Annotated in this window: 17 protein-coding genes; 9 read left to right on the top strand and 8 right to left on the bottom strand. The window is 61.4% G+C overall.

The features are described 5' to 3' along the window. Positions 1 to 6: 6 nt before the first annotated feature. Positions 7 to 951 carry a sugar kinase gene (locus ABLV30_RS09355; RefSeq protein WP_032694339.1) on the top strand — a complete coding sequence of 315 codons (945 nt, stop codon included), beginning with the start codon at positions 7 to 9 and terminating at the stop codon, positions 949 to 951. Between the two features lie 38 nt (positions 952 to 989). Here the strand turns inward: ABLV30_RS09355 and ABLV30_RS09350 are convergent, their stop codons facing one another. Genes ABLV30_RS09350 through ABLV30_RS09340 form a run of 3 tightly spaced genes read right to left on the bottom strand, consistent with a single transcriptional unit; the run spans position 990 to position 4,147 of the window. Beyond that, the gene (locus ABLV30_RS09350) at positions 990 to 2,018 is read right to left on the bottom strand and encodes a 2-hydroxyacid dehydrogenase (protein WP_025106415.1); all 1,029 of its coding nucleotides are present in this window, start codon (positions 2,016 to 2,018) and stop codon (positions 990 to 992) included. After that, positions 2,015 to 3,511, bottom strand: coding sequence for an FGGY-family carbohydrate kinase (locus tag ABLV30_RS09345; RefSeq protein WP_032748674.1), 1,497 nt, complete (start codon positions 3,509 to 3,511; stop codon positions 2,015 to 2,017). Before ABLV30_RS09345 ends, ABLV30_RS09350 begins: the two co-directional genes overlap by 4 nt. A gap of 24 nt (positions 3,512 to 3,535) precedes the next feature. Further along, positions 3,536 to 4,147: a methylthioribulose 1-phosphate dehydratase gene (locus ABLV30_RS09340; protein ID WP_014837792.1), complete on the bottom strand. Its 612-nt coding sequence runs from the start codon at positions 4,145 to 4,147 to the stop codon at positions 3,536 to 3,538. 518 nt (positions 4,148 to 4,665) lie between these two features. On the opposite strand from ABLV30_RS09340, the gene codB reads away from it, so the two are divergent. The 7 genes from codB to ABLV30_RS09305 all read left to right on the top strand — a co-directional run bounded on the left by codB (position 4,666) and on the right by ABLV30_RS09305 (position 13,423). Continuing rightward, positions 4,666 to 5,928 (top strand): cytosine permease, encoded by a 1,263-nt coding sequence (gene codB / locus ABLV30_RS09335; RefSeq protein ID WP_057173675.1) that lies wholly within the window; start codon positions 4,666 to 4,668, stop codon positions 5,926 to 5,928. Positions 5,929 to 5,930: 2 nt separating this feature from the next. Beyond that, positions 5,931 to 7,166: a PucR family transcriptional regulator ligand-binding domain-containing protein gene (locus ABLV30_RS09330; RefSeq protein WP_009653171.1), complete on the top strand. Its 1,236-nt coding sequence runs from the start codon at positions 5,931 to 5,933 to the stop codon at positions 7,164 to 7,166. Beyond that, positions 7,163 to 8,401, top strand: coding sequence for a cytosine deaminase (gene codA, locus ABLV30_RS09325; RefSeq protein WP_080528574.1), 1,239 nt, complete (start codon positions 7,163 to 7,165; stop codon positions 8,399 to 8,401). Before ABLV30_RS09330 ends, codA begins: the two co-directional genes overlap by 4 nt. A gap of 145 nt (positions 8,402 to 8,546) precedes the next feature. Further along, on the top strand, positions 8,547 to 9,536 hold the full coding sequence (locus tag ABLV30_RS09320; RefSeq protein WP_064377819.1) for a LacI family DNA-binding transcriptional regulator: 990 nt from the start codon (positions 8,547 to 8,549) through the stop codon (positions 9,534 to 9,536). A gap of 121 nt (positions 9,537 to 9,657) precedes the next feature. Continuing rightward, positions 9,658 to 10,467 (top strand): inositol monophosphatase, encoded by an 810-nt coding sequence (locus ABLV30_RS09315; protein WP_032694342.1) that lies wholly within the window; start codon positions 9,658 to 9,660, stop codon positions 10,465 to 10,467. Positions 10,468 to 10,767: 300 nt separating this feature from the next. After that, the gene (locus tag ABLV30_RS09310) at positions 10,768 to 12,129 is read left to right on the top strand and encodes an MFS transporter (protein ID WP_265801510.1); all 1,362 of its coding nucleotides are present in this window, start codon (positions 10,768 to 10,770) and stop codon (positions 12,127 to 12,129) included. A 25-nt stretch (positions 12,130 to 12,154) separates the two neighbouring features. Then, positions 12,155 to 13,423, top strand: coding sequence for a histidine-type phosphatase (locus tag ABLV30_RS09305; RefSeq protein WP_265801512.1), 1,269 nt, complete (start codon positions 12,155 to 12,157; stop codon positions 13,421 to 13,423). Between the two features lie 46 nt (positions 13,424 to 13,469). Here ABLV30_RS09305 and mtnA read toward each other — a convergent pair whose 3' ends face one another. Further along, on the bottom strand, positions 13,470 to 14,498 hold the full coding sequence (mtnA, locus tag ABLV30_RS09300) for an S-methyl-5-thioribose-1-phosphate isomerase (RefSeq protein ID WP_265801514.1): 1,029 nt from the start codon (positions 14,496 to 14,498) through the stop codon (positions 13,470 to 13,472). A gap of 102 nt (positions 14,499 to 14,600) precedes the next feature. Between mtnA and mtnK the strand changes: the two genes are divergently transcribed. After that, on the top strand, positions 14,601 to 15,800 hold the full coding sequence (gene mtnK / locus ABLV30_RS09295) for an S-methyl-5-thioribose kinase (protein WP_265801516.1): 1,200 nt from the start codon (positions 14,601 to 14,603) through the stop codon (positions 15,798 to 15,800). 236 nt (positions 15,801 to 16,036) lie between these two features. Here the strand turns inward: mtnK and ABLV30_RS09290 are convergent, their stop codons facing one another. From ABLV30_RS09290 to ABLV30_RS09275, 4 genes are all read right to left on the bottom strand, one after another. Next, entirely contained in the window at positions 16,037 to 17,278 is a 1,242-nt protein-coding gene (locus tag ABLV30_RS09290) for an LVIVD repeat-containing protein (protein ID WP_004848703.1), read from the bottom strand. Further along, a complete protein-coding gene (locus ABLV30_RS09285) occupies positions 17,275 to 18,339 on the bottom strand; it encodes a sugar ABC transporter substrate-binding protein (RefSeq protein ID WP_014228368.1) in 1,065 nt (354 codons plus the stop codon). Before ABLV30_RS09285 ends, ABLV30_RS09290 begins: the two co-directional genes overlap by 4 nt. A 144-nt stretch (positions 18,340 to 18,483) precedes the next feature. After that, complete coding sequence (locus ABLV30_RS09280; protein ID WP_049071013.1) at positions 18,484 to 19,482, bottom strand: ABC transporter permease; 999 nt, start codon at positions 19,480 to 19,482, stop codon at positions 18,484 to 18,486. Then, positions 19,479 to 20,981: a sugar ABC transporter ATP-binding protein gene (locus ABLV30_RS09275; protein WP_032748653.1), complete on the bottom strand. Its 1,503-nt coding sequence runs from the start codon at positions 20,979 to 20,981 to the stop codon at positions 19,479 to 19,481. The genes ABLV30_RS09280 and ABLV30_RS09275 overlap by 4 nt, the downstream gene beginning before the upstream one ends. Positions 20,982 to 21,089 lie beyond the last annotated feature (108 nt).

The following is a 21,089-nucleotide window of genomic DNA, read 5'->3' as shown; positions in this document are numbered from 1 at the left end:
GCACCTATGGCAGCTTTTGACGCCGTCTTTGTCGGCCTGACTATTCTTGATATCGCCGGTCGCCCGGTGATCGACATCCCACCGCGCGGCGGGGTAGCCTTTATCGAACAAATTCGTCTTAACCCCGCCGGAACCGCCGCCGGGGCCAATATTAACGCCGCGAAGCTGGGCATTCGCACCGCCGCGGTGGCCTGCCTCGGTGAAGATGAAAAAGCCGATTTTATCCTCGCCAGCTATGCGCGGCTGGGGATCGACTGCTCGCTGCTCCAGCGCACGGCGCAGCAGGAAACGTCGGCGACGATCCTGCCCATCCGCCCCAACGGCGAGCGCCCGGCGCTGCACTGTCGGGGCGCTTCCGATGCGCTTTTTATCCGCGAAGAAGAGTTTGACGCGATCCTCGACTGCCGGTTCCTGCACCACGGCGGCACCGGCCTGCTGGCGGCGATGGATAGCGGGCAAAGCGCGCTGCTGCTGCGGGCGGCGAAAGCCCGCGGCGTCACCACCAGCTTTGATTTAATCGCCCCCGACGCGGGCACCCTGGATCTGCTGCGCCCGCTGCTGCCGTCGGTGGACTACTTTATGCCTTCCCTTGAAGAAGCGGCGTATCTCTCCGGGGAGACCCAGCCGGAAGCGATTGCCCGCGTCTTCTTTGCGCTTGGCGTCGGAACCTGCATTCTGAAGGACGGCGAAAACGGCTCCTGGCTGCTGACCCGCGACGGCGCCGTCGAGCATATCGCGCCGTTCCGGGTCGATGCCGTAGATACTACCGGCTGCGGCGACAGCTACTGCGGCGGCTTTATTGCCGCACTGGCCCGGGGGTTAAGCGTCAAAGCGGCGTGCGAGGTGGCTTCCGCCGTCGCCGCGCTGGTGGCGACCGGCATGGGATCGGATGCCGGCGTGGTGGACTGGCAGCATACGCAGGAGTTTATGGCGACCCACCGTCGCGGATAACAAGCTTCGCCGCCGCATTGCGCGGCGGCAAGCGCGGCTTAACGCCACTGGTAGAGCAGCGGCTCTCCGGCGACATAGCGCTGGAGGTCGGCGGCAATCATCGCCGTATGTTTAGCAATGCTCTCCCGCGTCGCCCCGGCGATATGCGGCGTAATAATCACGTTATCAAACTCGGTGACAAACGGATGGTCGCGCCACAGCGGCTCGCTATGGTAGACATCCAGCGCCGCGCCGCCCAGCGGGCCGTGGCGCAGCGCGTGAATCAGCGCGTCTTCGTCCACGACCGCCGCGCGCGAGGTATTGATCAGCAGCGCGCCCGGCTTCATGCTGTTCAACAATGGCGCGTTCACCAGCCCATCGCTGTGCGGGCCGCTGCTCAGATGCAGGCTCACGATATCCGCCTCGCGGAACAGCCCCTCAAGGGTCGTCTTTTGCAGCCCCGGTTCGTTGATATCCTCGGCGGCGACAAACGGGTCCACCACCAGTACCGCCATGCCAAAGGCGCGGGCGATACGCGCCACCCGGCGGCCAATATTACCGTAGCCAATCAGCCCCAGGGTTTTGTTGCGCAGCTCGCTGCCTTTAAAGACTTCATAAGGGCTTTGCGGACTAACGTCCCACACCACATCGCGGCGCAGTCCGCTCTGGGTGGCCTGCGCGGCGTTTTCGGCGTGGGTGAATTCGCCGCGCTTCAGCGCCGCGTGGGATTGCGGAATATGCCGCGCCAGGCTCAGCATCAGCCCCAGCGTCAGCTCGGCGGCGGCGTCCGCGTTGCGCCCCGGCGTATAGAGCACGCGGATACCGCGCGCCTGGGCGGCTTTGGTATCAATATTCACCGGATTGGCGCGGGTGCAGGCGATCACCTGTAAACGCGGGCAGGCGGCGATCACCGCTTCCGTCACCTCATCGTAGCTGGTCACCAGCACCTCGGCGTCGTGGGCCAGTTCGATCAGCTGGCCTGCGCTCAGCTTCGGCTTGCCCAGCGCCCAGCCTTCTACCCGCAGTTCGCCCAGTTGCTGAAAAGCGCTGAGGTCGCCGGCGTGTTCGGCGGTAAAAACAATTTTCATATGCGTTGTTCCTGAGAAATACGTTGAAGCGCCTCGCGGCGGGCCTGCCACACCGGGAGCATCTGCTCGCGCAGCAGGCGATACACCGGATAGAGCGCGGCGTAGCGGCTGTGCGCCTGCGGATGGGGTCGATAGCGGGTCTGCTCCAGCGCCGGATAGCGGCTCAGGGCATCGACGCTGCGCGCCGCCAGAATCGCCGCGCCGCGCGCGCTAAGCTCGTTGAAAGGACTGGAAACCACCGTTCTGCCGGTGCAGTCGGCAATGATTTGCAGCCAGGTTGCCGAAGCCGCGCCGCCGCCGGTCAGGTACAGTTCGCCGCCCTGCGGGTAGCCCTGAAGCGAGTCGACGATAGCGTAAGCCAGCCCTTCAAACACCGCCCGCAGCAGCTCCGCACGGGTGGTGTGCTGGCTAATGCCGAAATAACCGGCCCGCGCCTCGGGGCTAAAGAACGGGGCGCGTTCGCCGTTGAGGTAGGGCTGCCAGAAGACGCCGCCGCTGCCGGGCTCAACGCTGGCGATATGCTGTTCCAGCTGCTGTAAATCCGGCTCCAGCGCAATCTGCTGCTGGAGCCAGTCGATGTTCGGCGTCCCGGCCTGCATCGGAAAAAGGTTAATAAAGCTGCCCGCTTCGGTATGGGTGACGTAGCGCGTCCCCTCGTTGACCGTCTGGCGACCGTGGCAGACGATACCGGTGCAGCAGGTGGTGCCAAGAATGGTATAAATATCGCCATCGTTGACCGCGCCGCAGCCCAGCGCCGCGCTGCACACATCCAGCGCCCCCGCCGCGACCGGCGTGGCGGCGGGAAGCCCGGTCAGCGCCGCGACCTCTTCACGTAGCGCGCCCGCCTGCACGTCCGGCGCCAGCAGCGGTGGGAACAGAGATTGTAAATCTGCCAGGCCCATCTCATTGAGCACCACCGTGGATAGCTTTCCGCTCTGCTGATTCAGCAAAGAGGTGCTGGCATCGGTAAGATCCAGCGCCGCGACGCCGGTGAGGCGAAAGCGGATCCAGTCCTTGGCGAAAAACAGATAGCGGGCCGCCGCCAGCCGCTCCGGCTGGTGATGCTTGAGCCAGTACAGCTGCATGCTGGTGTTGCAGGGCTGCAGATGGGTACCGGTATCGTCAAAGAAGCGACGGTCAAAACCGGGGCGACTGAGCAGTTCGCTCATCAGGTCGCGGCTGCGGGTGTCGCTCCACAGGATACCCGGCCCGACCGGTTCGCCTTCGGCGTCGCTGAGCCAGACCCCTTCGCCCTGCCCGGCAAGGCCGATGGCGCGTAAACGCCCGCTTTGCAGCGCCGGATACCGGGCAATATCGCGTAAAATCGCCACCACCGACTGCCACAGCTGGGCCATATCCTGCTCGGCGTGGCCGTTGGCCGACAGCCGCGGGCCGGTGTTCTGCGCCGCGCTGGCGCACGCCTGAAAGCGTTCATCAAACAGCACCGCTTTCACGCGCGAGGTGCCGATATCGATTCCGAGATAAAAATCCATGCCTGACCCGTTGGTGAAGAGAAATTAGTCGCGCTCGTAGCGGCGGCGCATCAGTTCACATTCGAACAAAAATTCCAGTCCTTCGAGCTGGCGACGGGCTTCGTGAATGTCTTTGCCCCAGCAGGTCAGGCCGTGGCCGCGCAGCAGGAAGCCGTAGCGCAGCGGGTGGGTCTGCGCATAATCTTCAATGCGCGCCGCCAGGGCATCGATATTCTGGTCGTTATCAAAAATGGCGACCGGCACGGTATCAAGATGGCTGTGCTGGCCGGTCAGGGTTTTCTGCATCTCATAGCCCTGCAGCGCCAGGGTGGCGCTTTTTTCAATCCGCGACAGCACGGTCGCGTTGACGGTATGCACGTGCAGCACGACATTCGCTTCCGGGAACAGGCGATACACCAGGGTATGCAGGCCGGTTTCAGCAGAGGGTTTACGTCCGGAAGGCGCTTTATTGCTGGCGATCTCCACCTGCAGGAAATCCTCCGTCGTCAGGCTGCCTTTATCGCGCCCCGACTCGCTCAGCCAGCACCAGGTCTCATCCTGACGCACCGACATATTGCCGCCGGTGGCCGGTGCCCAGCCTTTCGCGCCGATCCAATGACAGGTGGTGACCAGTTGCGCGAGTCTTTCTTGCCACATAGCAGTTCCTTAGTTTAGCGATGTTGTATTTAGCCGTCTAAATGGCTATTTACCCGATACTAACACCGCCAGCGTAAGCGAACAATATTTCAGGAAAGACTTACATTGATAATGGTTATATCAGAAAAGCATATGAAATTACTCTTTTTAACAACAATACAACTGAGCATTTTCATGACGCCAAAATTACCGCCTGCGGGCGGTTAAAAAGATGGGGGATCGTGCCGCCGGGAAACGGCGTAAAATTGGCATCATTTGTCGATTCTGACCTGCCCCCCAGGTCGGGTAAGACGCCAGCCGTCGTCCGACAAAATGCGGGGGCAGGAGTCACATCCCACTGCCCCACGGCGGTGCAAAACATGGCACTGTGCACACATTTATGGCAAACAGCGGCCGTTTAACGTCGTTTTATGTGCATACTGCCCACCCCATTGTGTTACCCCTGCCCCGCTTTTTCTGGCACACCTCTTGCTACCCCTCTGCCATCGCTATTTGGATAGCCACTCAGAGGTTCCACCATGTCAAACAGCAATGATTTTCCGCTCGTCGAAGCGCCCGCCGCCGGGCGCAAGGGCGTTTTTTCCATCTCGATGGTTCTGTTCAGCTTTACTTTTTTCACCGGCACCATGTTCGCGGGGGGCAAGCTTGGCGTCTCTTTCTCCATCGTTAACCTGCTGTGGATTGCGGTTATCGGTAACTTTCTGCTGGCCCTGTACGCCGCCTCGCTCGGCTGGATTGCCGCGCGCAGCGGGCTAAATACCGTACTGATGGGCCGTTTTTGCTTCGGTGAAATCGGCAGCAAGCTCGCCGATTTTATTCTCGGTTTCGCCGAGCTGGGCTGGTACGCCTGGGGAACCGCGACGGTCGCCATCTCGCTGGTCAAAATCCTCGCCCTGCCTGCGGCGATGACGATTCCGCTGATGATCCTGTTCGGCATCCTGTTCTGCGTCACCGCGCTGGTGGGCTATAAGGGGCTGGATGCGCTGTCGCGCGTATCAGTACCGCTGATGTTTATTCTGCTGGTGGTGTCGATGTACCTTGCCGCCCATCACGCCGGCGGCTGGCAGGCGATGACCCAAATCGAACCGGGTGAAACCATGACCTGGTCGGCGGCCATTACCATGGTATTCGGCACCTTTGCCAGCGGCGCGACCCAGGCGACGAACTGGACGCGGCTGGCCAACTCCAGCCGCACCGCCATCGTCGCCAGCATGAGCAGCTTCCTGATCGGCAACGGGCTGATGATTATCGCCGGCGCCTGGTGCGCCATCGTTTACCAGCAGGCCGATATCGTCGAGGTGCTGATTTTGCAGGGGCTGTCGGTCGCCGCGGTGGTAATGCTGTGCCTCAACCTGCTGACGATTCAGGGGCCGACGATCTATAACGTCTCGGCCGCCGCCTGTCATCTGCTGCGCAGCGAGCGTCGCCGCACCCTGACCGTGGTCGCCGCCGGCGTCGGCATTCTGCTGGCCATTGGCGGTATGTATGAAATGCTGATCCCTTTCCTCGTGCTGCTGGGCAGCATCATCCCGCCCATCGGCGGCGTTATCCTCGCCGACTACTGGTTTTATCGCGGCGGCCGCTATCCGCTGCTGCACACCGCCCGTTTGCCGCGTTTTAACTGGCTGGGGCTGGGCGCCTACGCCGTGGGCGCGGTGGTGGCTTACCTGTCGCCGTGGATCGCCCCGCTGGTTGGCATTACCGTTTCCGCACTGGTCTATATCGCGCTGACGCGTCTGAGCAAACGTCAGCCCGCCGCTGATTCGGTCACGGAGCAGTAGCCGTGAGCCTGACGGTCAGCGAAATCCTCGCCCTGGAGGGGCTCTCCGCCATGCGCCTGCGCGCCGGTAAGCAGGGGCTGCAGCTGGCGGTTCGCTGGTACTACGTGGCGGAAAATGAAAATATCGCCGAATGGATCATGGGCGGGGAGCTGGTGTTTATCACCGGGATCAACCATCCCCGCGATGAAGAAAACCTGATCCATTTGCTGATGGAGGGCAAGCAGCGCGGGATCGCCGGGATGGTGATCCTCACCGGCGACGCGTACATTCAGGCGATCCCGCCGCGCCTGATTGCGCTGGCCGACGAGCTGGGCATTCCGCTGATCGAACAGCCCTATCTGCTGAAAATGGTGATCGTGACCGAACGCATCGGTACCGCGCTGGTGCGCAGCGAAAACGCCCTGCAATCGCAGCGCGATATTCTGCTGCAGCTGTTAACCGGCGACTATCCCGACCTGCAAATCCTGCATCAGCGGGCGCTCCACCAGCAGCTGGATTTTACCCGCCCGCTGCGGGTGGCGGCGCTGCGCCTTGAGGGGATACCGCGCCTGTTTCGCCAGTTTCCGCCGGAGCAGGCCGAAGCCTGGCTGCAGCAGGCCCGCCGCACCGTACGCCAGCGCCTGCAGCAGCAGCTCAATCAGCAGGGCAATCCCTTTCCGCTGGTCGAGCGCAGCAATATGTTTCTCTTTCTGCTTCCGGATGAGGAAGGCGAATTTTATCAGCAAAAAACGTGGCTCCAGGCGTGGCTGATCGCGCTGGCGGAGGGCGACGACGGGCTATCGCTGCTGTGCGGCCTTTCGGCGCCGGTGCAGCAGCTGCAGGGATATCAGCGCGCGCTGTCGCAGGCGCGTCAGGCGCTGGACCTCAGCGATAACCTGCGTCCGGCCCAGCGCATCAGCGACTACCAGCAGCTGGGGTTTATCAAGCTGCTCTCCGCCGTTAGCGACCCCGCGCTGCTGAGCGACTTTATGCACGACACCCTCGGCTGTCTGATTGAGCCGGATCGCAAAAGTCCCTGGCTGCTGATGGAGACCCTGGAAACGCTGCTTCAGGAGAGCGGCAACGTGGTCAGAGCCGCCGAGCGGCTGGGCATTCACCGCAACACGTTGCATCAACGCATTCAGCGTATTGAAAAGCTGACCGGCTATCCGGTCAGCCACCCGCAGTTTCATCTCAACGCCTCGGTCGCCTTAGCGATCTGGCGTATGTCGCAAAACCATTTACGGGAACAACCATGAAAATTATCAACGCGCGCCTGCGCCATCAAGAAGCGCTCTATACCCTCGACTTACAGGACGGCCTGATTAAAAGCATCACCGCGCAGGCCGCGGCGCAGGCGGCTGACGCCGACGATATCGACGCTGAGCAAAAGCTGGTCATCCCGCCGTTCGTCGAACCGCATATCCATCTTGACGCCACCCTGACGGCGGGCGAGCCGGAGTGGAATATGAGCGGTACCCTGTTTGAGGGCATCGCCCGCTGGAGCCAGCGCAAAGCGAGCGTCACCGTCGAAGATACATGCCAGCGGGCGCTGAAAACCATCGGCATGCTGCGCGACAACGGCGTGCAGCACGTGCGCACCCACATTGATGTCACCGACCCTTCCCTGACGGCGCTTGAGGCGATGCTGAGAGTGAAAAAAGAGGCGGCCCATCTTATCGATCTGCAGATCGTCGCCTTCCCGCAGGAGGGCATTGAGTCCTTCCCCGGCGGACGCGAACTGATGACCCGCGCCATCGAAATGGGCGCCGACGTGGTGGGTGGCATTCCGCACTATGAAAATACCCGCGATAAGGGCGTCAGCTCGCTGGTTTTTCTGATGGACCTGGCCCAGCGCCACGGCTGCCTGGTGGACGTGCACTGCGATGAAACCGACGACCCGCAGTCGCGCTTTCTGGAAGTGCTGGCGGAAGAGGCCCGGGTGCGCGGCATGGGCGCGCAGGTCACCGCCAGCCATACCTGCGCCATGGGCTCTTACGATAACGCCTACTGCTCGAAGCTGTTCCGCCTGCTCAAAGCTTCGGGCATTAACTTTATCTCCTGCCCGACCGAAAGTATTCATCTGCAGGGTCGCTTCGACAGCTGGCCGAAACGCCGCGGCGTGACGCGGGTGGCGGAGCTGGACCGCGCCGGGATCAACGTCTGCTTTGCCCAGGACTCCATTCAGGATCCGTGGTACCCGCTGGGCAACGGCAACATCATGCGCATCCTCGACGCCGGGCTGCATATCTGCCATATGCTGGGATACGAAGATTTGCAGCGCTGCCTCGATCTGATTACCGATAACAGCGCCCGCACCCTGTGCCTCGGCGACAACTACGGCATTGCCGAAGGACGCCCGGCGAACCTGTTGATCCTCGATGCGGAAAACGACTATGACGCGCTGCGCCGCCAGGCCAAAGTGCTGACCTCCATTCGTCACGGCAAAGTTATTTTGCAGCGCCAGGCGGAGCAGATTCGCTATCCGGCATAAGCCTGACGTTGACGCGGCCGCGATGCCGCGTCAACCCACTGCTCGCCCGGGGATTTATGTGGTACCTTTTAACGACTTTTTCCGTGCCGGCCATGGGTTCCAGCGTCGGCGCGGGCTCACTGAGGATAACCCGTACCCTGATACTATGAGCGAAAAAAAATGGATTAAGGCAGAGGACGTTGCCCGACTCGCTGGCGTCTCCCGTTCCGCGGTTTCCCGCACCTTTACGCCCGGCGCATCGGTGGCGGAAAAAACCCGCCAGAAGGTCCTCGCCGCGGCGGAAACGCTGGGCTATCAGGTCAACATTATCGCCCGCACGATGAATACCGGCAGCAGCAATTTTATCGGCATCGTCACCGCCGGCTTTGATAACCCCTTCCGCAGCAAGCTGCTGTCGCCGCTGGTCCACCAGCTGGCGCTCAACGGTTTTATGCCGCTGCTGATGAACGCCGACGATCCGCAGCAGCTCGCCCCGTCGCTCAGGCAGCTGCTGAGCTATCATGTCGCGGGGGTCATTATCACCTCCGGGGCGCCGCCGCTGTCGCTGGCGGAGGAGTATCTGGAGCGAAAAATCCCGGTGACCCTTATCAACCGCCACGCCGAGCTGGCCGGCTGCGATCGCGTGTGCAGCGACAACGCGCAGGGCGCGAAGCTGGTGGCCGACCTGTTTGCCCAGCGCCAGTGGCGCCAGGCCGGGTTTATCGGCGAAAGCCTGGATAACTTCAGCACCCGCCAGCGCTACGAAGCGTTTGTTGCCCATACCCAGGGCATGGAGGTCGCCGCGCACTTCTGCGACAGCAGCGGCTATCAGGCGGGCTTTGCCGCAGCCAGGCAGCTGCTTGCCGCGCATCCGCAGCTGCAGGCGCTGTTCTGCGCCACCGATATGCTGGCGCTCGGCGCGCTGGACGGCCTGCGGGCGGACAACCCCGCCGCTTCGCTACCGGCGATTATCGGCTTCGATGATATTCCCCAGGCGGACTGGCAGCCCTATCAGCTGACTACCGTGCAGCAGAATACCTCCCTGCTCGCCCACCACGCGGTGGATCTGCTGGTCACGCGGATCGCCAAATTCAGCCTGCCGTCACGCCATCGCGAAGTGCCGGTGAAACTGATCGTTCGTCAAAGCGCGAAATGAAAAATTCATTTTATGCCGGAGCGATCACAGAATAATATTTTTAATCCATCCACACTCATTTTGCCCTTCGGGGCCGTTTTTTTCAGGCAATTTGCACACGTGTGCAAAATAGGGAGTTATGATGAAATCACTGGAATCAAATGAACTGCAGGCCCGCTACCGTTTAGCCTGCGAGCTGGCGAAGGCCGGCGCTGAACTGGCGTTCGAATACTATCAACAGCGCGACCGGCTGACGGTGGATCATAAAGGCGACGATCTGCAGGACGTGGTCAGCGTCGCCGATAAGCGGGTCGAAGCGTTTGTTAAGCAGCGCATTACCGACGCCTTCCCGCAGGACGGTTTTCTCGGCGAGGAGAGCGGGACGCAGATGCCGGACGCGCGCGTGCTGTGGGTTGTCGATCCCATCGACGGCACCAGCTGTTTTCTTAACGGCCTGCACACCTGGTGCCTGTCGCTGGCCATCATTGCCGACGGCGAACCGGTTATCGGCGTGGTGTACGACCCCAACCATCGCGAGCTGTTCCACGCCCTGAAAGGCCAGGGCGCGTGGCTTAACGATGCGCCTATCGCGCCGCATCCGGCAGCGACGGTCAAAGAGGGCGTGATGGGCGTCGGCACCTCGCACCGCGTGACGCCTGCGGTTTTTCTGCCCTTCCTCGATGCGCTGCTGAGCGACGGCGGGATGTTTATCCGCAACGGCTCCGGGGCGCTGATGAGCGCCTGGGCGGCGGCGGGCAGGCTTATCGGCTACTACGAACCGCATATGAACCCGTGGGACGGGCTGCCGGGGCTGGTGCTGATGCGCGAAGCGGGCGGCCTCAGCAACGACTATCTGGCAAACGACGGGATTCGTCACGGTAATCCGCTGCTGCTGGCCAGCAAGACGCTCTATCCACAATTAAAAAACATGCTTTGTCACCCCTTACCTTAACCGCATCGGGTCAGGCTTTATCTGATTATGTACTCTACACAACGACAATCAACCCTAAATAATTCGAGTTGCAGAAAGGCGGCAAGTGAGCGACAAATTCGTCGGGAACGAATTTGACCAGCCGAAGGCTGGCCTCCGGTGAGAGGCAGGAGCCTCTCATTAATCCCCAGGAGCTTACTCTGGTAAGTGACTGGGGTGAACGAACGCAGCCAACGCATATGCAACTTGAAGTATGACGGGTTAAACCTCATGGACGAACCACACTAATCAGTCAGGCCTCCGACCTTCGGAGATACCATTATGTCTGGAAGAATTATCGCATTTTTTCGCGCTTCGCCGCCCAAAGCGGGCGGAGAGTTCGATGAGCGGCGCTTTCGCAGCGTGCGCTGGCAAACCTTTATTACCATGACCCTGGCGTACGTCACGTTCTACGTTTGCCGGCTGTCGTTCACCGTCGCCAAAAGCGCGCTGGTGGAGCTCGGCATTACCCCGACGGAGCTGGGCATGATCGGCTCAACGCTGTTTTTCAGCTACGCCATCGGCAAGCTGGTCAACGGCTTTATCGCCGATCATGCCAACGTGGTGCGCTATATGAGCCTTGGGCTGCTGCTGAGCGCCGGGATGAACCTGATGATGGGGATGACCAGCAACGCCATGCTGCTGGCTATCTTCTGGGGGATTAACGGCTGGGCGCAGTCGATGGGCGTCGGCCCGTGCGTGGTATCGCTGGCGCGCTGGTACGGCTGTAAAGAACGAGGCACTTTTTACGCCATCTGGTCGACGGCGCATAACATCGGCGAAGCGATGACCTATATGGTGATCGCGGCGGTGATTGCCGGATTCGGCTGGCAGATGGGCTATCTGTCGACCGCCGCGCTCGGCGCCGCCGGGGTGGTGCTGATGCTGTTGTTTATGCGCGACTCGCCGCAAAGCTGCGGCTTCCCGTCAATCAACGTGATTCGCGACGAACCGCTGGAGGAGACGGAAGCCCGCGGCTCGGTGTTTAAAAACCAGCTGCTGGCGCTGCGCAACCCGGCCCTGTGGGCGCTGGCGCTGGCCTCGGCGTTTATGTATATCGACCGCTACGCGGTGAATTCATGGGGGATCTTCTTCCTGGAGCAGGATAAAGCCTACTCTACACTCGAAGCGTCCGGGATTATCGGGGTCAACGCTATCGCGGGTATTGCCGGAACGATTATCGCCGGGGTGCTCTCCGACCGCTTCTTCCCGCGCAACCGCAGCGTGATGGCCGGTTTTATCAGCCTGCTCAACACCGCCGGCTTCGCGCTGATGCTCTGGTCGCCGCACGGCTACTACACCGATATTCTGGCGATGATTATCTTCGGCGCCACCATCGGGGCGTTGACCTGCTTCCTTGGCGGACTGATCGCCGTCGATATTTCGTCCCGTAAAGCCGCGGGCGCCGCGCTCGGCACCATCGGTATCGCCAGCTACGCGGGGGCGGGACTCGGCGAGTTTCTCACCGGCATCATCATCGATAAAACATCAATAATCGAAAATGGCAAAACGCTGTATGACTTCAGTACGCTATCGCTGTTTTGGGTAGGCACCGGCCTGATGTCCGCGCTATTCTGTTTTACCACCGCTGCGATTGTCGCCAGGCGACACGCGATAGAGCGTCAGACCTCATTCTCGTCATAACCTTTTAACTTATAAGGAATATTTTATGATGCCTGTACGACATCAGGTTTTGCTACGCCTGCTGCTCGCCTGCGCCCTGCCGCTGCTGGCCGCGCCGGGCCAAGCCGCCGCGCAGTTTACGCTGGAAAAAGTGGTTGAACTCAGCCGCCACGGCATTCGTCCGCCGACGGAGGGCAACCGGGAGGCCATCGAAGCCGCGACCCAGCGTCCGTGGACGCAGTGGACCACCCACGACGGCGAGCTGACCGGCCACGGCTACGCCGCCGTCGTCAATAAAGGTCGCGATGAAGGCGCACGCTATCGTCAGCTCGGACTGCTGGCGGCGGGCTGTCCGGCGAACGGAGAGATTTACGTGCGCGCCAGCCCCCTGCAGCGCACGCGGGCCACCGCCCAGGCGCTGGTGGACGGCGCCTTTCCCGGCTGCGGCGTGATGATTCATCACGTCAGCGGCGACGCCGACCCGCTGTTTCAGACCGATAAATTTGCCGCCACGCAAACCGACCCCGCCCGCCAGCTGGCGGAAGTGAAGAAGACGGCCGGCGATCTGGCGCAGCGTCAGCAGGCGCTGGCTCCGGTGATTCAGCTGCTGAAAAACGCCGTCTGCGCGCCCGATAAGCCCTGCCCGGTATTTGACCTGCCGTGGCAGGTGGAGCAGATCAAAAGCGGCAAAACCTCGATTAGCGGGCTGAGCGTGATGGCCAATATGGTTGAGACGCTGCGTCTGGGCTGGAGCGAGAACCTGCCTCTCAGCCAGCTGGCGTGGGGCAATATTACCCGCGCCAGCCAGGTCACCGCCCTGCTGCCGCTGCTGACGGAGAACTACGATCTGAGCAACGATGTGTTTTATACCGCGCAAAAACGCGGCTCGATTCTGCTCAACGCCATGCTCGAAGGGGTAAAAGAGGGCGCCGCGCCGAACGTGCGCTGGCTGCTGCTGGTGGCGCACGATACCAATATCGCCATGGTGCGGACGTTAATGGACTTTAGCTGGCAGCTGCCGGGGTACAGCCGCGGCAATATCCCGCCGGGCAGCAGCCTGGTACTGGAACGCTGGCGCGACACCCATAGCGGAAAACGCTACCTGCGCGTCTACTTCCAGGCGCAAAGTCTGGACGATTTACGCCGCCTGCAAACGCCGGATAGCCAGCATCCGCTGCTGCGCCAGGAGTGGCATCAGGCGGGCTGCCGGACCACCGCCGTCGGGACGCTGTGCCCGTACCAGGCGGCGCTGACGGCGCTTGGCCGCAATATCGACCCGCAGTCCGCTCCGGCGGTAGAGATGGTGCTGCCATAAGTTGAAGGCGAAGCGAGGGAGGTCGCTTCGCCTTTTTCGCTCAGGTTCAGGCCTTTTCTGGCGCAAACGCCCCGGCGGCGACCTGCTCCGGGGTCACCACGCCGCTGTCCAGCACCCAGCCGCTCACTAACGCCGCGGGCGTGACGTCAAACGCCGGATTATAAACGGCGGCCTCTTTCGGCGCCCACTGCACCGCGCCAAAGCTGCCGGCGACGCCGGTGACTTCGGCGGCCGCCCTCTGCTCAATCGGGATTGCCGCGCCGTTCGGGCAATGGCGGTCCAGGGTAGTCTGCGGCGCGGCCACGTAAAAGGGAATCTGATGATACTTCGCCAGCACCGCCAGCGAATAGGTGCCGATTTTATTTGCCACATCGCCGTTGGCGGCAATACGGTCAGCGCCCACCCAAACCGCGTCGACCTGGCCCTGCGCCATCAGGCTGGCGGCCATCGAGTCGGTAATCAGCCGATACGGCACGCCCAGTTCACCCAGCTCCCAGGCGGTCAAACGTCCGCCCTGTAACAGCGGGCGCGTTTCATCCACCCAGACGTTCGCCACCTTTCCCTGCTGATGCGCCAGCGCAATCACCCCCAGCGCGGTGCCGACGCCCGCCGTCGCCAGGCCGCCGGTATTGCAGTGGGTCAACAGGCGGCTGCCCGGCGTCACCAGCGCGCTGCCCGCCTCGGCGATGCTGGCGCAAAGCTGTTTATCCTCTTCGATCAGGCGCAGCGCTTCCGCTTCCAGAGCCTGTGGAAAGCGCTCCTCCGCCAGCGCCAGCTTCATGCGATCCAGATTATTCATCAGGTTTACCGCCGTCGGACGCGCGGCTCGCAGCGTCTCCAGCGCCTCAGATAGCGCCTCGCGGGTCAGGCCGCGCTGCGCCAGCAGCGCCAGCAGCAGGCTGGCCGACAGGCCAATCAGCGGCGCGCCGCGTACCCGCAGGGCGTGAATATGGTCCACCAGCAGCGCCACGTTATCCGCCGCCAGCCAGCGTTTTTCCTGCGGTAAAGCCTGCTGGTCAAGAATAAAGAGCTGATTTTCGCTTACCCGCAGGCTGGTGGTCTGTAGTATCTGCATTTAGTTAAATCCCTGTTGCGTTGTTGTATCACATTGTGTCAGGATGAAATCCAGAAGTATAGACGTCTGAACGGCTTAATCAGAATTTTGAGGATCGAGGCAATGTCGCAATACCATACTTTCACGGCCAGCGATGCGGTGGCTTACGCCCAACAATTTGGCGGTATCGACAATCCGTCAGAACTGGTGTCCGCACAGGAAGTGGGCGACGGCAACCTCAACCTGGTGTTTAAAATTTTCGATATCAGGGGCGTGAGCCGGATTATCGTTAAGCAGGCGCTGCCCTACGTGCGCTGCGTGGGAGAATCCTGGCCGCTGACCCTTGACCGCGCGCGCCTTGAAGCACAAACCCTGGTGGCTCACTATCAGCACTGCCCGCAGCACACGGTGCGGATTGTGCATTTCGATCCCGAGCTGGCGGTGATGGTGATGGAAGATCTCTCCGATCACCGCATCTGGCGCGGGGAGCTGATCAACAACGTTTACTACCCCCAGGCCGCCAGCCAGCTGGGGGAATACCTGGCCCAGACGCTGTTTCACACCAGCGACTTTTATCTGCATCCTCATGAGAAAAAGGCCCAGGTGGCGCAATTTATTAATCCCGAGATGTGCGAAATCACCGAGGATCTGTTCTTTAACGACCCGTATCAGGTTCACGAGCGCAACAGCTATCCAGCCGCGCTGGAAGCCGATGTCGCCGCCCTGCGCGGCGATGCCCAGCTGAAGCTGGCGGTGGCCGCGCTCAAGCATCGCTTCTTTTCCCATGCCGAAGCGCTGCTGCACGGCGATATCCACAGCGGCTCGATTTTCGTCGCCGAAGGCAGCTTTAAGGCCATCGACGCCGAGTTCGGCTTTTTCGGCCCGATTGGCTTCGATATCGGCACCGCCATCGGCAACCTGCTGCTCAACTATTGCGGTCTGCCGGGGCATCTGGGCATTCGCGATGCCGCCGCCGCTCGCGAACAGCGCCTCAGCGATATCCAGCAGTTCTGGACCACCTTTGCCGAGCGTTTTCAGGCGCTGGCGGCGGAGAGATCCCGCGACGCCGCGCTGGCCTGGCCCGGCTATGCCTCCGCGTTCCTGAAGAAAGTGTGGGCCGACGCGGTGGGCTTCTGCGGCACCGAACTGATTCGCCGCAGCGTCGGGCTGTCGCACGTGGCGGATATCGACGCTATCCAGGACGAAGCCATGCGCCATGAATGCCTGCGCCACGCTATCACGCTGGGTAAAGCGCTGATTGTGATTGCCGATCGCATCGACAGCGTGGATGAGCTGATTGCGCGAATTCGCCAGTACGGTTGAATCTCCGTCCAGCCTTTCCCGGCTCGCGCTGCGCTTAGCCGGGCTACGGGTTCGCCACCGTCTGCGATCCGGTAGCCCGGACAGGCGCGTCAAGCGCCGCCTCCGGGTATTTGCCTCTTTTCCCCGGAGGCGATGCTTCGCATCTGTCCGGGCTACGGGTTCGCCACCATCTGCGATCCGGTAGCCCGGGTAAGGCGTTTACGCCGCAACCCGGGAAGGCAACAACCCACAATCCCCTACCCCAGATACTCAATCACCGACAGCCCGCCGTTATAGTCGGTGCTGTAAATAATTCCCTGCGCGTCGACGAACACGTCGCAGGACTGGATCACCCGCGGGCGACCGGGGCGGGTATCCATCATTTTCGCCGGCGCGGCGGGCACCAGCGCCCCGGTTTCCACCGGCCGATAAGGGTTGGAAATATCGTAAGCGCGAACGCCCGCGTTCTGATAAGTGGCGAAAATCAGCGTTGAGCTGACAAAGCTGCCGGGACGATTCTCATGCAGGTTATGCGGGCCAAAGTGCGCCCCTTTCGCCACGTAGTCAGCTTCGTCCGGCTGCGGGAAAGTGGCGATACTCACCGGATTCGTCGGGTCGCGAATGTCGAACAGCCAGATCAGCTTCTCGCCATCCTGCTGGTTATCCAGCACCGCCTCATCAAGCACCACCAGCAGATCCCGATCCGGGAGCGGCAGCGCGGTGTGGGTGCCGCCGCCAAACGGCGGGCTCCAGTTACGGTGGCTAATCAGCTTCGGCTGAGTGCGGTCCTGCACATCGAGCAGGGTCAGGCCGCCGTCGCGCCAGCTGCCGTAGGCGGTGTCGCCGGCGATAATCGCGTGATGCAGGGCATAGCGCTTACCTTCCGGCCACTGCGCGGTCTCCCCCGCCGCCTGGTTCATCCCCGGCAGCCACCAGCGCCCGGCGACCTCCGGCTTGCGCGGGTCGGCCAGGTCGATAGTCAGGAAAATGTAGTCGCTAAAGCCGTCAATCAGCGCGGAAACGTAGGCCCAGCGTCCGCCGACGTACCAGATTCGGTGGATACCGATGCCGTTAAGCGACAGAAAGGCGATCTCTCGCGGTTTATCCGGAGTGGAAATATCAAAAATCCGCAGCCCGGCGCTCCAGCCCCTATCCCGTACGTCGCTGACCGTCTCGCCCACCGAACGGGTGTAGTACACCTTCTCGTCGGCGAAGCGGGCATCGGCGAACAGATCCCGGGCGTTGATCACCAGCAGCAGATCGTCGTGCGCCTGTAAATGGACGTTCCAGGTACCGGGCGGCGCGGCGATGTAGTTGACCGTTTGCGGATGTTTAGGGTCGCGCACATCCACCACGGAAAAGCCCTGCGAGACCATATGGCCGATATAGGCAAAACCACGATGGACCATCAGCTGAACGCCGTCCGGGCGTCCTCCTTGATCGCTATGCCCGATCAGCCGCATATTGCGGCTGTATTCTGGTGTTGGCAAAACACTCATTTGTTTTTCGCTTCCAGGGTAGCGAACCACGGGGCGATAAAGTCTTCGGTCTGGCCCCAGCCCGGGATAATTTTACCCAGCGAAGCGACGTTAACCGCCCCCGGCTGCGCCGCCAGCAGCGCCTGCGGGATCGCCGCCGCCTTAAAGTCGTAGGTCGCAGGCGTCGGTTCCCCGGCAATCTTATTGGCGATCAGGCGCACGTTGGTGGCGCCGATAAGCTTAGGATCCACCGCTACGCTCACCTTCCACGGGCTGCCGGATTCGCGCATCAGCTGCAGATCCTGGTTGGAAATGTCGATGCTGTAGAGTTTGATCTCGGTGCGGCCGTTCTCTTTCAGCGCTTTATAGGCGCCCTGGCTGAACGCGTCCCAGGTTCCCCAGATAGCATCAATTTTACCTTTCGGGTATTTCGCCAGGATCGCGCCGACCTTGTTGGCGGTATCGCCCTGCACGTCGGAAGAGACCGCGCCGATGGATTCCAGCTCTTTGATGCCGGGGTTTTGTTTAAGCAGCGTCTGGTAGGCCGCCTGGCGGCGCTCCATCGGCGGGAAACCCGCGACCCACAGTTTGACGATATTGGCTTTGCCGTTGAAATCTTTCACCAGCTGGCCAAAGGAGAGCTCGGTCAGCGAAGCATCATCCTGCTGGGTGACGGTGACGCCCGGGATCTGGCCGTTTACCGCGGTATCGAAAACCGAGACTTTGATCCCGGCGTCCACCGCTTTTTTCACCAGCGCGGTGGCGTAGGGATCGCGCCCCTGAGAAAGGATAATGCCGTCGTATTTCTGGCTAATCGCCTGGTTAACGAAGTCCTGGAATTTGGCGTCATCACCGTTGCTGAGGAAGGTACTGATTTTAAAGCCGAGCTTTTTCCCCTCCTGGATCGCTCCGGAGACAAACTGAGTGGTGTTATCGTCGGAGCCCAGGTTGCGGATCACCGCAATGCGAATCGGCCCGCTGTGTTCAGCAATGGCAGCCGGAAGCGGCGTCGGGGTTTCAGCAAAGGCCGCCGCAGCGTTGAACAACCCCAGCGCGATGAGTGAAAATGTTATCTTTTTCATAGTGTTTCCTTTTTGTTACCCTAAATAATTCGAATTGCAGGACGGCGGCAAGTAAACGAATCCCGATGAGCTTACATAAGTAAGTGATTCGGGTGAGTGAACGCAGCCAACACACCTGCAATTTGAAGAATGACGGGTAAAATTTTAGATGCGGCGCTGAAAATAAGTCAGTGCGAGCGCGCCAGCCAGCACCAGCCCTTTAATAATGTCCATCGCGTAATAGGGCACCGAGAGCATCACCAGGCCGTTGGAAAGCACGCCTAAAATGACCGCCCCTACCAGCGTACCGAGCGCGTTCGGCTTACCGGAACCGGCCAGCGAGAAGCCAATCCACGCCGCCGCCACCGCATCCATCAGGTAGCCGCCGCCGGCGTTCACCTGCGATGAGCCGATGCGCGACGCCAGCAGAATGCCGCCGAGCCCCGCCAGCAGAGAGGCGATGACGTACGCCGCCACTTTGTAACGGGTGATGCGCAGGCCGGAGAGGCGCGCCGCTTCCGGGTTGCCGCCGATGGCGTACATCCGCCGTCCGTGGGTGGTAAAAGAGAGCGCCAGCTGAGCGATAACGGTCACCACCAGCATAATGATCACTATCGTTGGCACCTGCCCCAGCGAACCGAACGCCGCCGGAATCGCGCCTTCCGCCATATCGCCGCTCGGCAGCACCATGTTTTCGGTGATCGACCCGCCGTAGCTGTAGGTCATCGCCACGCCCTGAATCACGAACAGGCTGGCAAGCGTCGCCAGCATGTCGGGAATACGCAGGATCACGATCAGAAACGCGTTAAACAGCCCCACTAAGGTACAGAGCGCCAGGGTGATAAGGATCGCCTCGGTGGTGCCGAAGCCGTGCCAGACAAACAGCGAAATCACCAGCGCATTGGCCAGCGAGGCGGTGGAGCCCACGGACAAATCGAAACCGCCGATGGTCAGCGATATCGATACGCCGATGGCGATCACCGTCACGATGGCGATGGAACGCAGGATGTTGATGATGTTAAACGGGTCGAGGAAGTTGTCCGACGCCAGGCCAAAAACGGCGATCAGCAGGACGACGGTCAGCAACATGCCCCATTTGTAGAGAAAATCGAAAAATCGCTGACGGCCCGATACCGTCGCGTTAACTGCCAGGGCCTTACTCACGCTGCTGCTCCTCCGGTGGAGTAATAAAGAATGTTCTCTTCCCGGGCCTCTGCGCCCGGAATTTCCGCCACGATGCGCCCGTCCCACAGCACGCAGATGCGATCGCACAGGCCAACCAGTTCGGCGAACTCGCCCGAGGCGTAAATCACCCCTTTACCTTCCCGCGCCAGGCCGTCGATCGCGTTGAAGAGGTCCGTTTTGGCTTTGACGTCGACCCCTTTGGTCGGCTCATCGAAAATCAGGACGTTGGCGTTGCCGCGCAGCCATTTGCCTATCGCCACTTTTTGCTGATTGCCGCCGGAGAGCCGGCGCAGGGTTTGCGCCGGACCCGATGTCCGAATGCCCACCCGGGCGATCACCTCTTCCGCCCAGCGCCAGGCCTGACGATGGCCAAACAGGCTCCAGCGGGAGAAGCTGCTATCGGCGCTGACCGCCAGGTTCATCGCCACCGGTTCTTCGATAAAAATGCCCTCTTTGCGCCGCTCTTCCGGCACCAGCGCCAGACCGCGCGCCACCGAGTCCGCCGGGTCGCGCGGTCGCCACGGCTGGCTGTTCAGTTCGCCGCGGGTCAAACGGCTTTTGCTGGCGCCAAACAGCGCCTTGCACAGCTCGGTTTTCCCGGCGCCCGCCAGTCCGGCGATCCCCAGAATCTCCCCCTTGCGCAGACGCAACGAGATATCCTGCAGCAGCCCTTCGTCGTGCAGCCCTTCAATCTGTAGCAGCACCTCATCGCTATGCGGCGGCCGCTTCGGCGGAAAGATATCGCTCAGCTCATGCCCGAGCATCTTCTCGACGATCTGCTCGCCGCTCAGGTCGGCCATCGGCCCGCTCTCAATCAGCCGGCCGTCGCGCAGCACCGTCAGGGTGTCGCAGACCGCTTTTAATTCATGAATGCGGTGCGAGATAAACACGATACCAATGCCCTGCCGCTGCAGGCGGCGAACCACCGCAAACAGGCGCTCGCTTTCGTTTTGGTCCAGCGGCGCGGTCGGTTCATCGAGGATAAGAAAGCGGCAGTGATGCGACAGCGCGCGGGCCAGCAGGATTTGCTGTTTTTCCGCCAGCGTACAGCTGTCGATGGAGCGGCGTACGTCGAGGCTGACGTCAAGCTGAGCCAGCGCCTCGCGCGCCAGCTGGCGCAGCCGCCCCCAGCGGAAGGCGATCCCCGGCTCCGCCAGCCTGTCGAGCATGATGTTTTCCGCGATGCTCAGGCCCGGGACCAGCGCCACGTCAACCTCCTGCTGCACCAGATGGATCCCCAGCAGTTTGGCATCGCGCGGCGAGCGAATGCTTACCGACTGGTTGTTAATCACCACCTCGCCTTCGTAATGGGCGTGCGTGCCGCACAGCACCGCCATGAGCGTGGACTTACCCGCGCCGTTGGCGCCGGTCAGCGCATGCACCGATCCCCCCGTCAGGGTGAAAGCCACGTTGCTGAGCGCCCGAAAGCCGGAAAAGGCCAGGCTAATATTTTGCATCTCAAGGCGATTGCCGGTCATCCCCTGCACCCTGTCGATTAATGTTCTGATTTAACGAATTTTTCATAGCTCTCCTTGACTGACAAATGCATAAAAGGCATAAGATAAAGCGAAATAATATTAGCCATC

The organism is Klebsiella sp. CN_Kp113 (genome assembly GCF_040064585.1).
GTDB lineage: Bacteria > Pseudomonadota > Gammaproteobacteria > Enterobacterales > Enterobacteriaceae > Klebsiella > Klebsiella michiganensis.
The sequence above is the reverse complement of the archived record's forward strand: the minus strand, read 5'-3'. Positions and strand labels throughout refer to the sequence as shown.

Bases quoted from the DNA above. Each gene is read 5' to 3' on its own strand.
- mtnK (WP_265801516.1), top strand. From the start codon at position 14,601: ATGTCGCAATACCATACTTTCACGGCCAGCGATGCGGTGGCTTACGCC.
- ABLV30_RS09275 (WP_032748653.1), bottom strand. From the start codon at position 20,981: ATGACCGGCAATCGCCTTGAGATGCAAAATATTAGCCTGGCCTTTTCC.
- ABLV30_RS09290 (WP_004848703.1), bottom strand. From the start codon at position 17,278: ATGAGTGTTTTGCCAACACCAGAATACAGCCGCAATATGCGGCTGATC.
- ABLV30_RS09315 (WP_032694342.1), top strand. From the start codon at position 9,658: ATGAAATCACTGGAATCAAATGAACTGCAGGCCCGCTACCGTTTAGCC.
- ABLV30_RS09320 (WP_064377819.1), top strand. From the start codon at position 8,547: ATGAGCGAAAAAAAATGGATTAAGGCAGAGGACGTTGCCCGACTCGCT.
- ABLV30_RS09285 (WP_014228368.1), bottom strand. From the start codon at position 18,339: ATGAAAAAGATAACATTTTCACTCATCGCGCTGGGGTTGTTCAACGCT.
- ABLV30_RS09355 (WP_032694339.1), top strand. From the start codon at position 7: ATGGCAGCTTTTGACGCCGTCTTTGTCGGCCTGACTATTCTTGATATC.
- codA (WP_080528574.1), top strand. From the start codon at position 7,163: ATGAAAATTATCAACGCGCGCCTGCGCCATCAAGAAGCGCTCTATACC.
- ABLV30_RS09350 (WP_025106415.1), bottom strand. From the start codon at position 2,018: ATGAAAATTGTTTTTACCGCCGAACACGCCGGCGACCTCAGCGCTTTT.
- ABLV30_RS09305 (WP_265801512.1), top strand. From the start codon at position 12,155: ATGATGCCTGTACGACATCAGGTTTTGCTACGCCTGCTGCTCGCCTGC.
- ABLV30_RS09310 (WP_265801510.1), top strand. From the start codon at position 10,768: ATGTCTGGAAGAATTATCGCATTTTTTCGCGCTTCGCCGCCCAAAGCG.
- codB (WP_057173675.1), top strand. From the start codon at position 4,666: ATGTCAAACAGCAATGATTTTCCGCTCGTCGAAGCGCCCGCCGCCGGG.
- ABLV30_RS09345 (WP_032748674.1), bottom strand. From the start codon at position 3,511: ATGGATTTTTATCTCGGAATCGATATCGGCACCTCGCGCGTGAAAGCG.
- ABLV30_RS09340 (WP_014837792.1), bottom strand. From the start codon at position 4,147: ATGTGGCAAGAAAGACTCGCGCAACTGGTCACCACCTGTCATTGGATC.
- mtnA (WP_265801514.1), bottom strand. From the start codon at position 14,498: ATGCAGATACTACAGACCACCAGCCTGCGGGTAAGCGAAAATCAGCTC.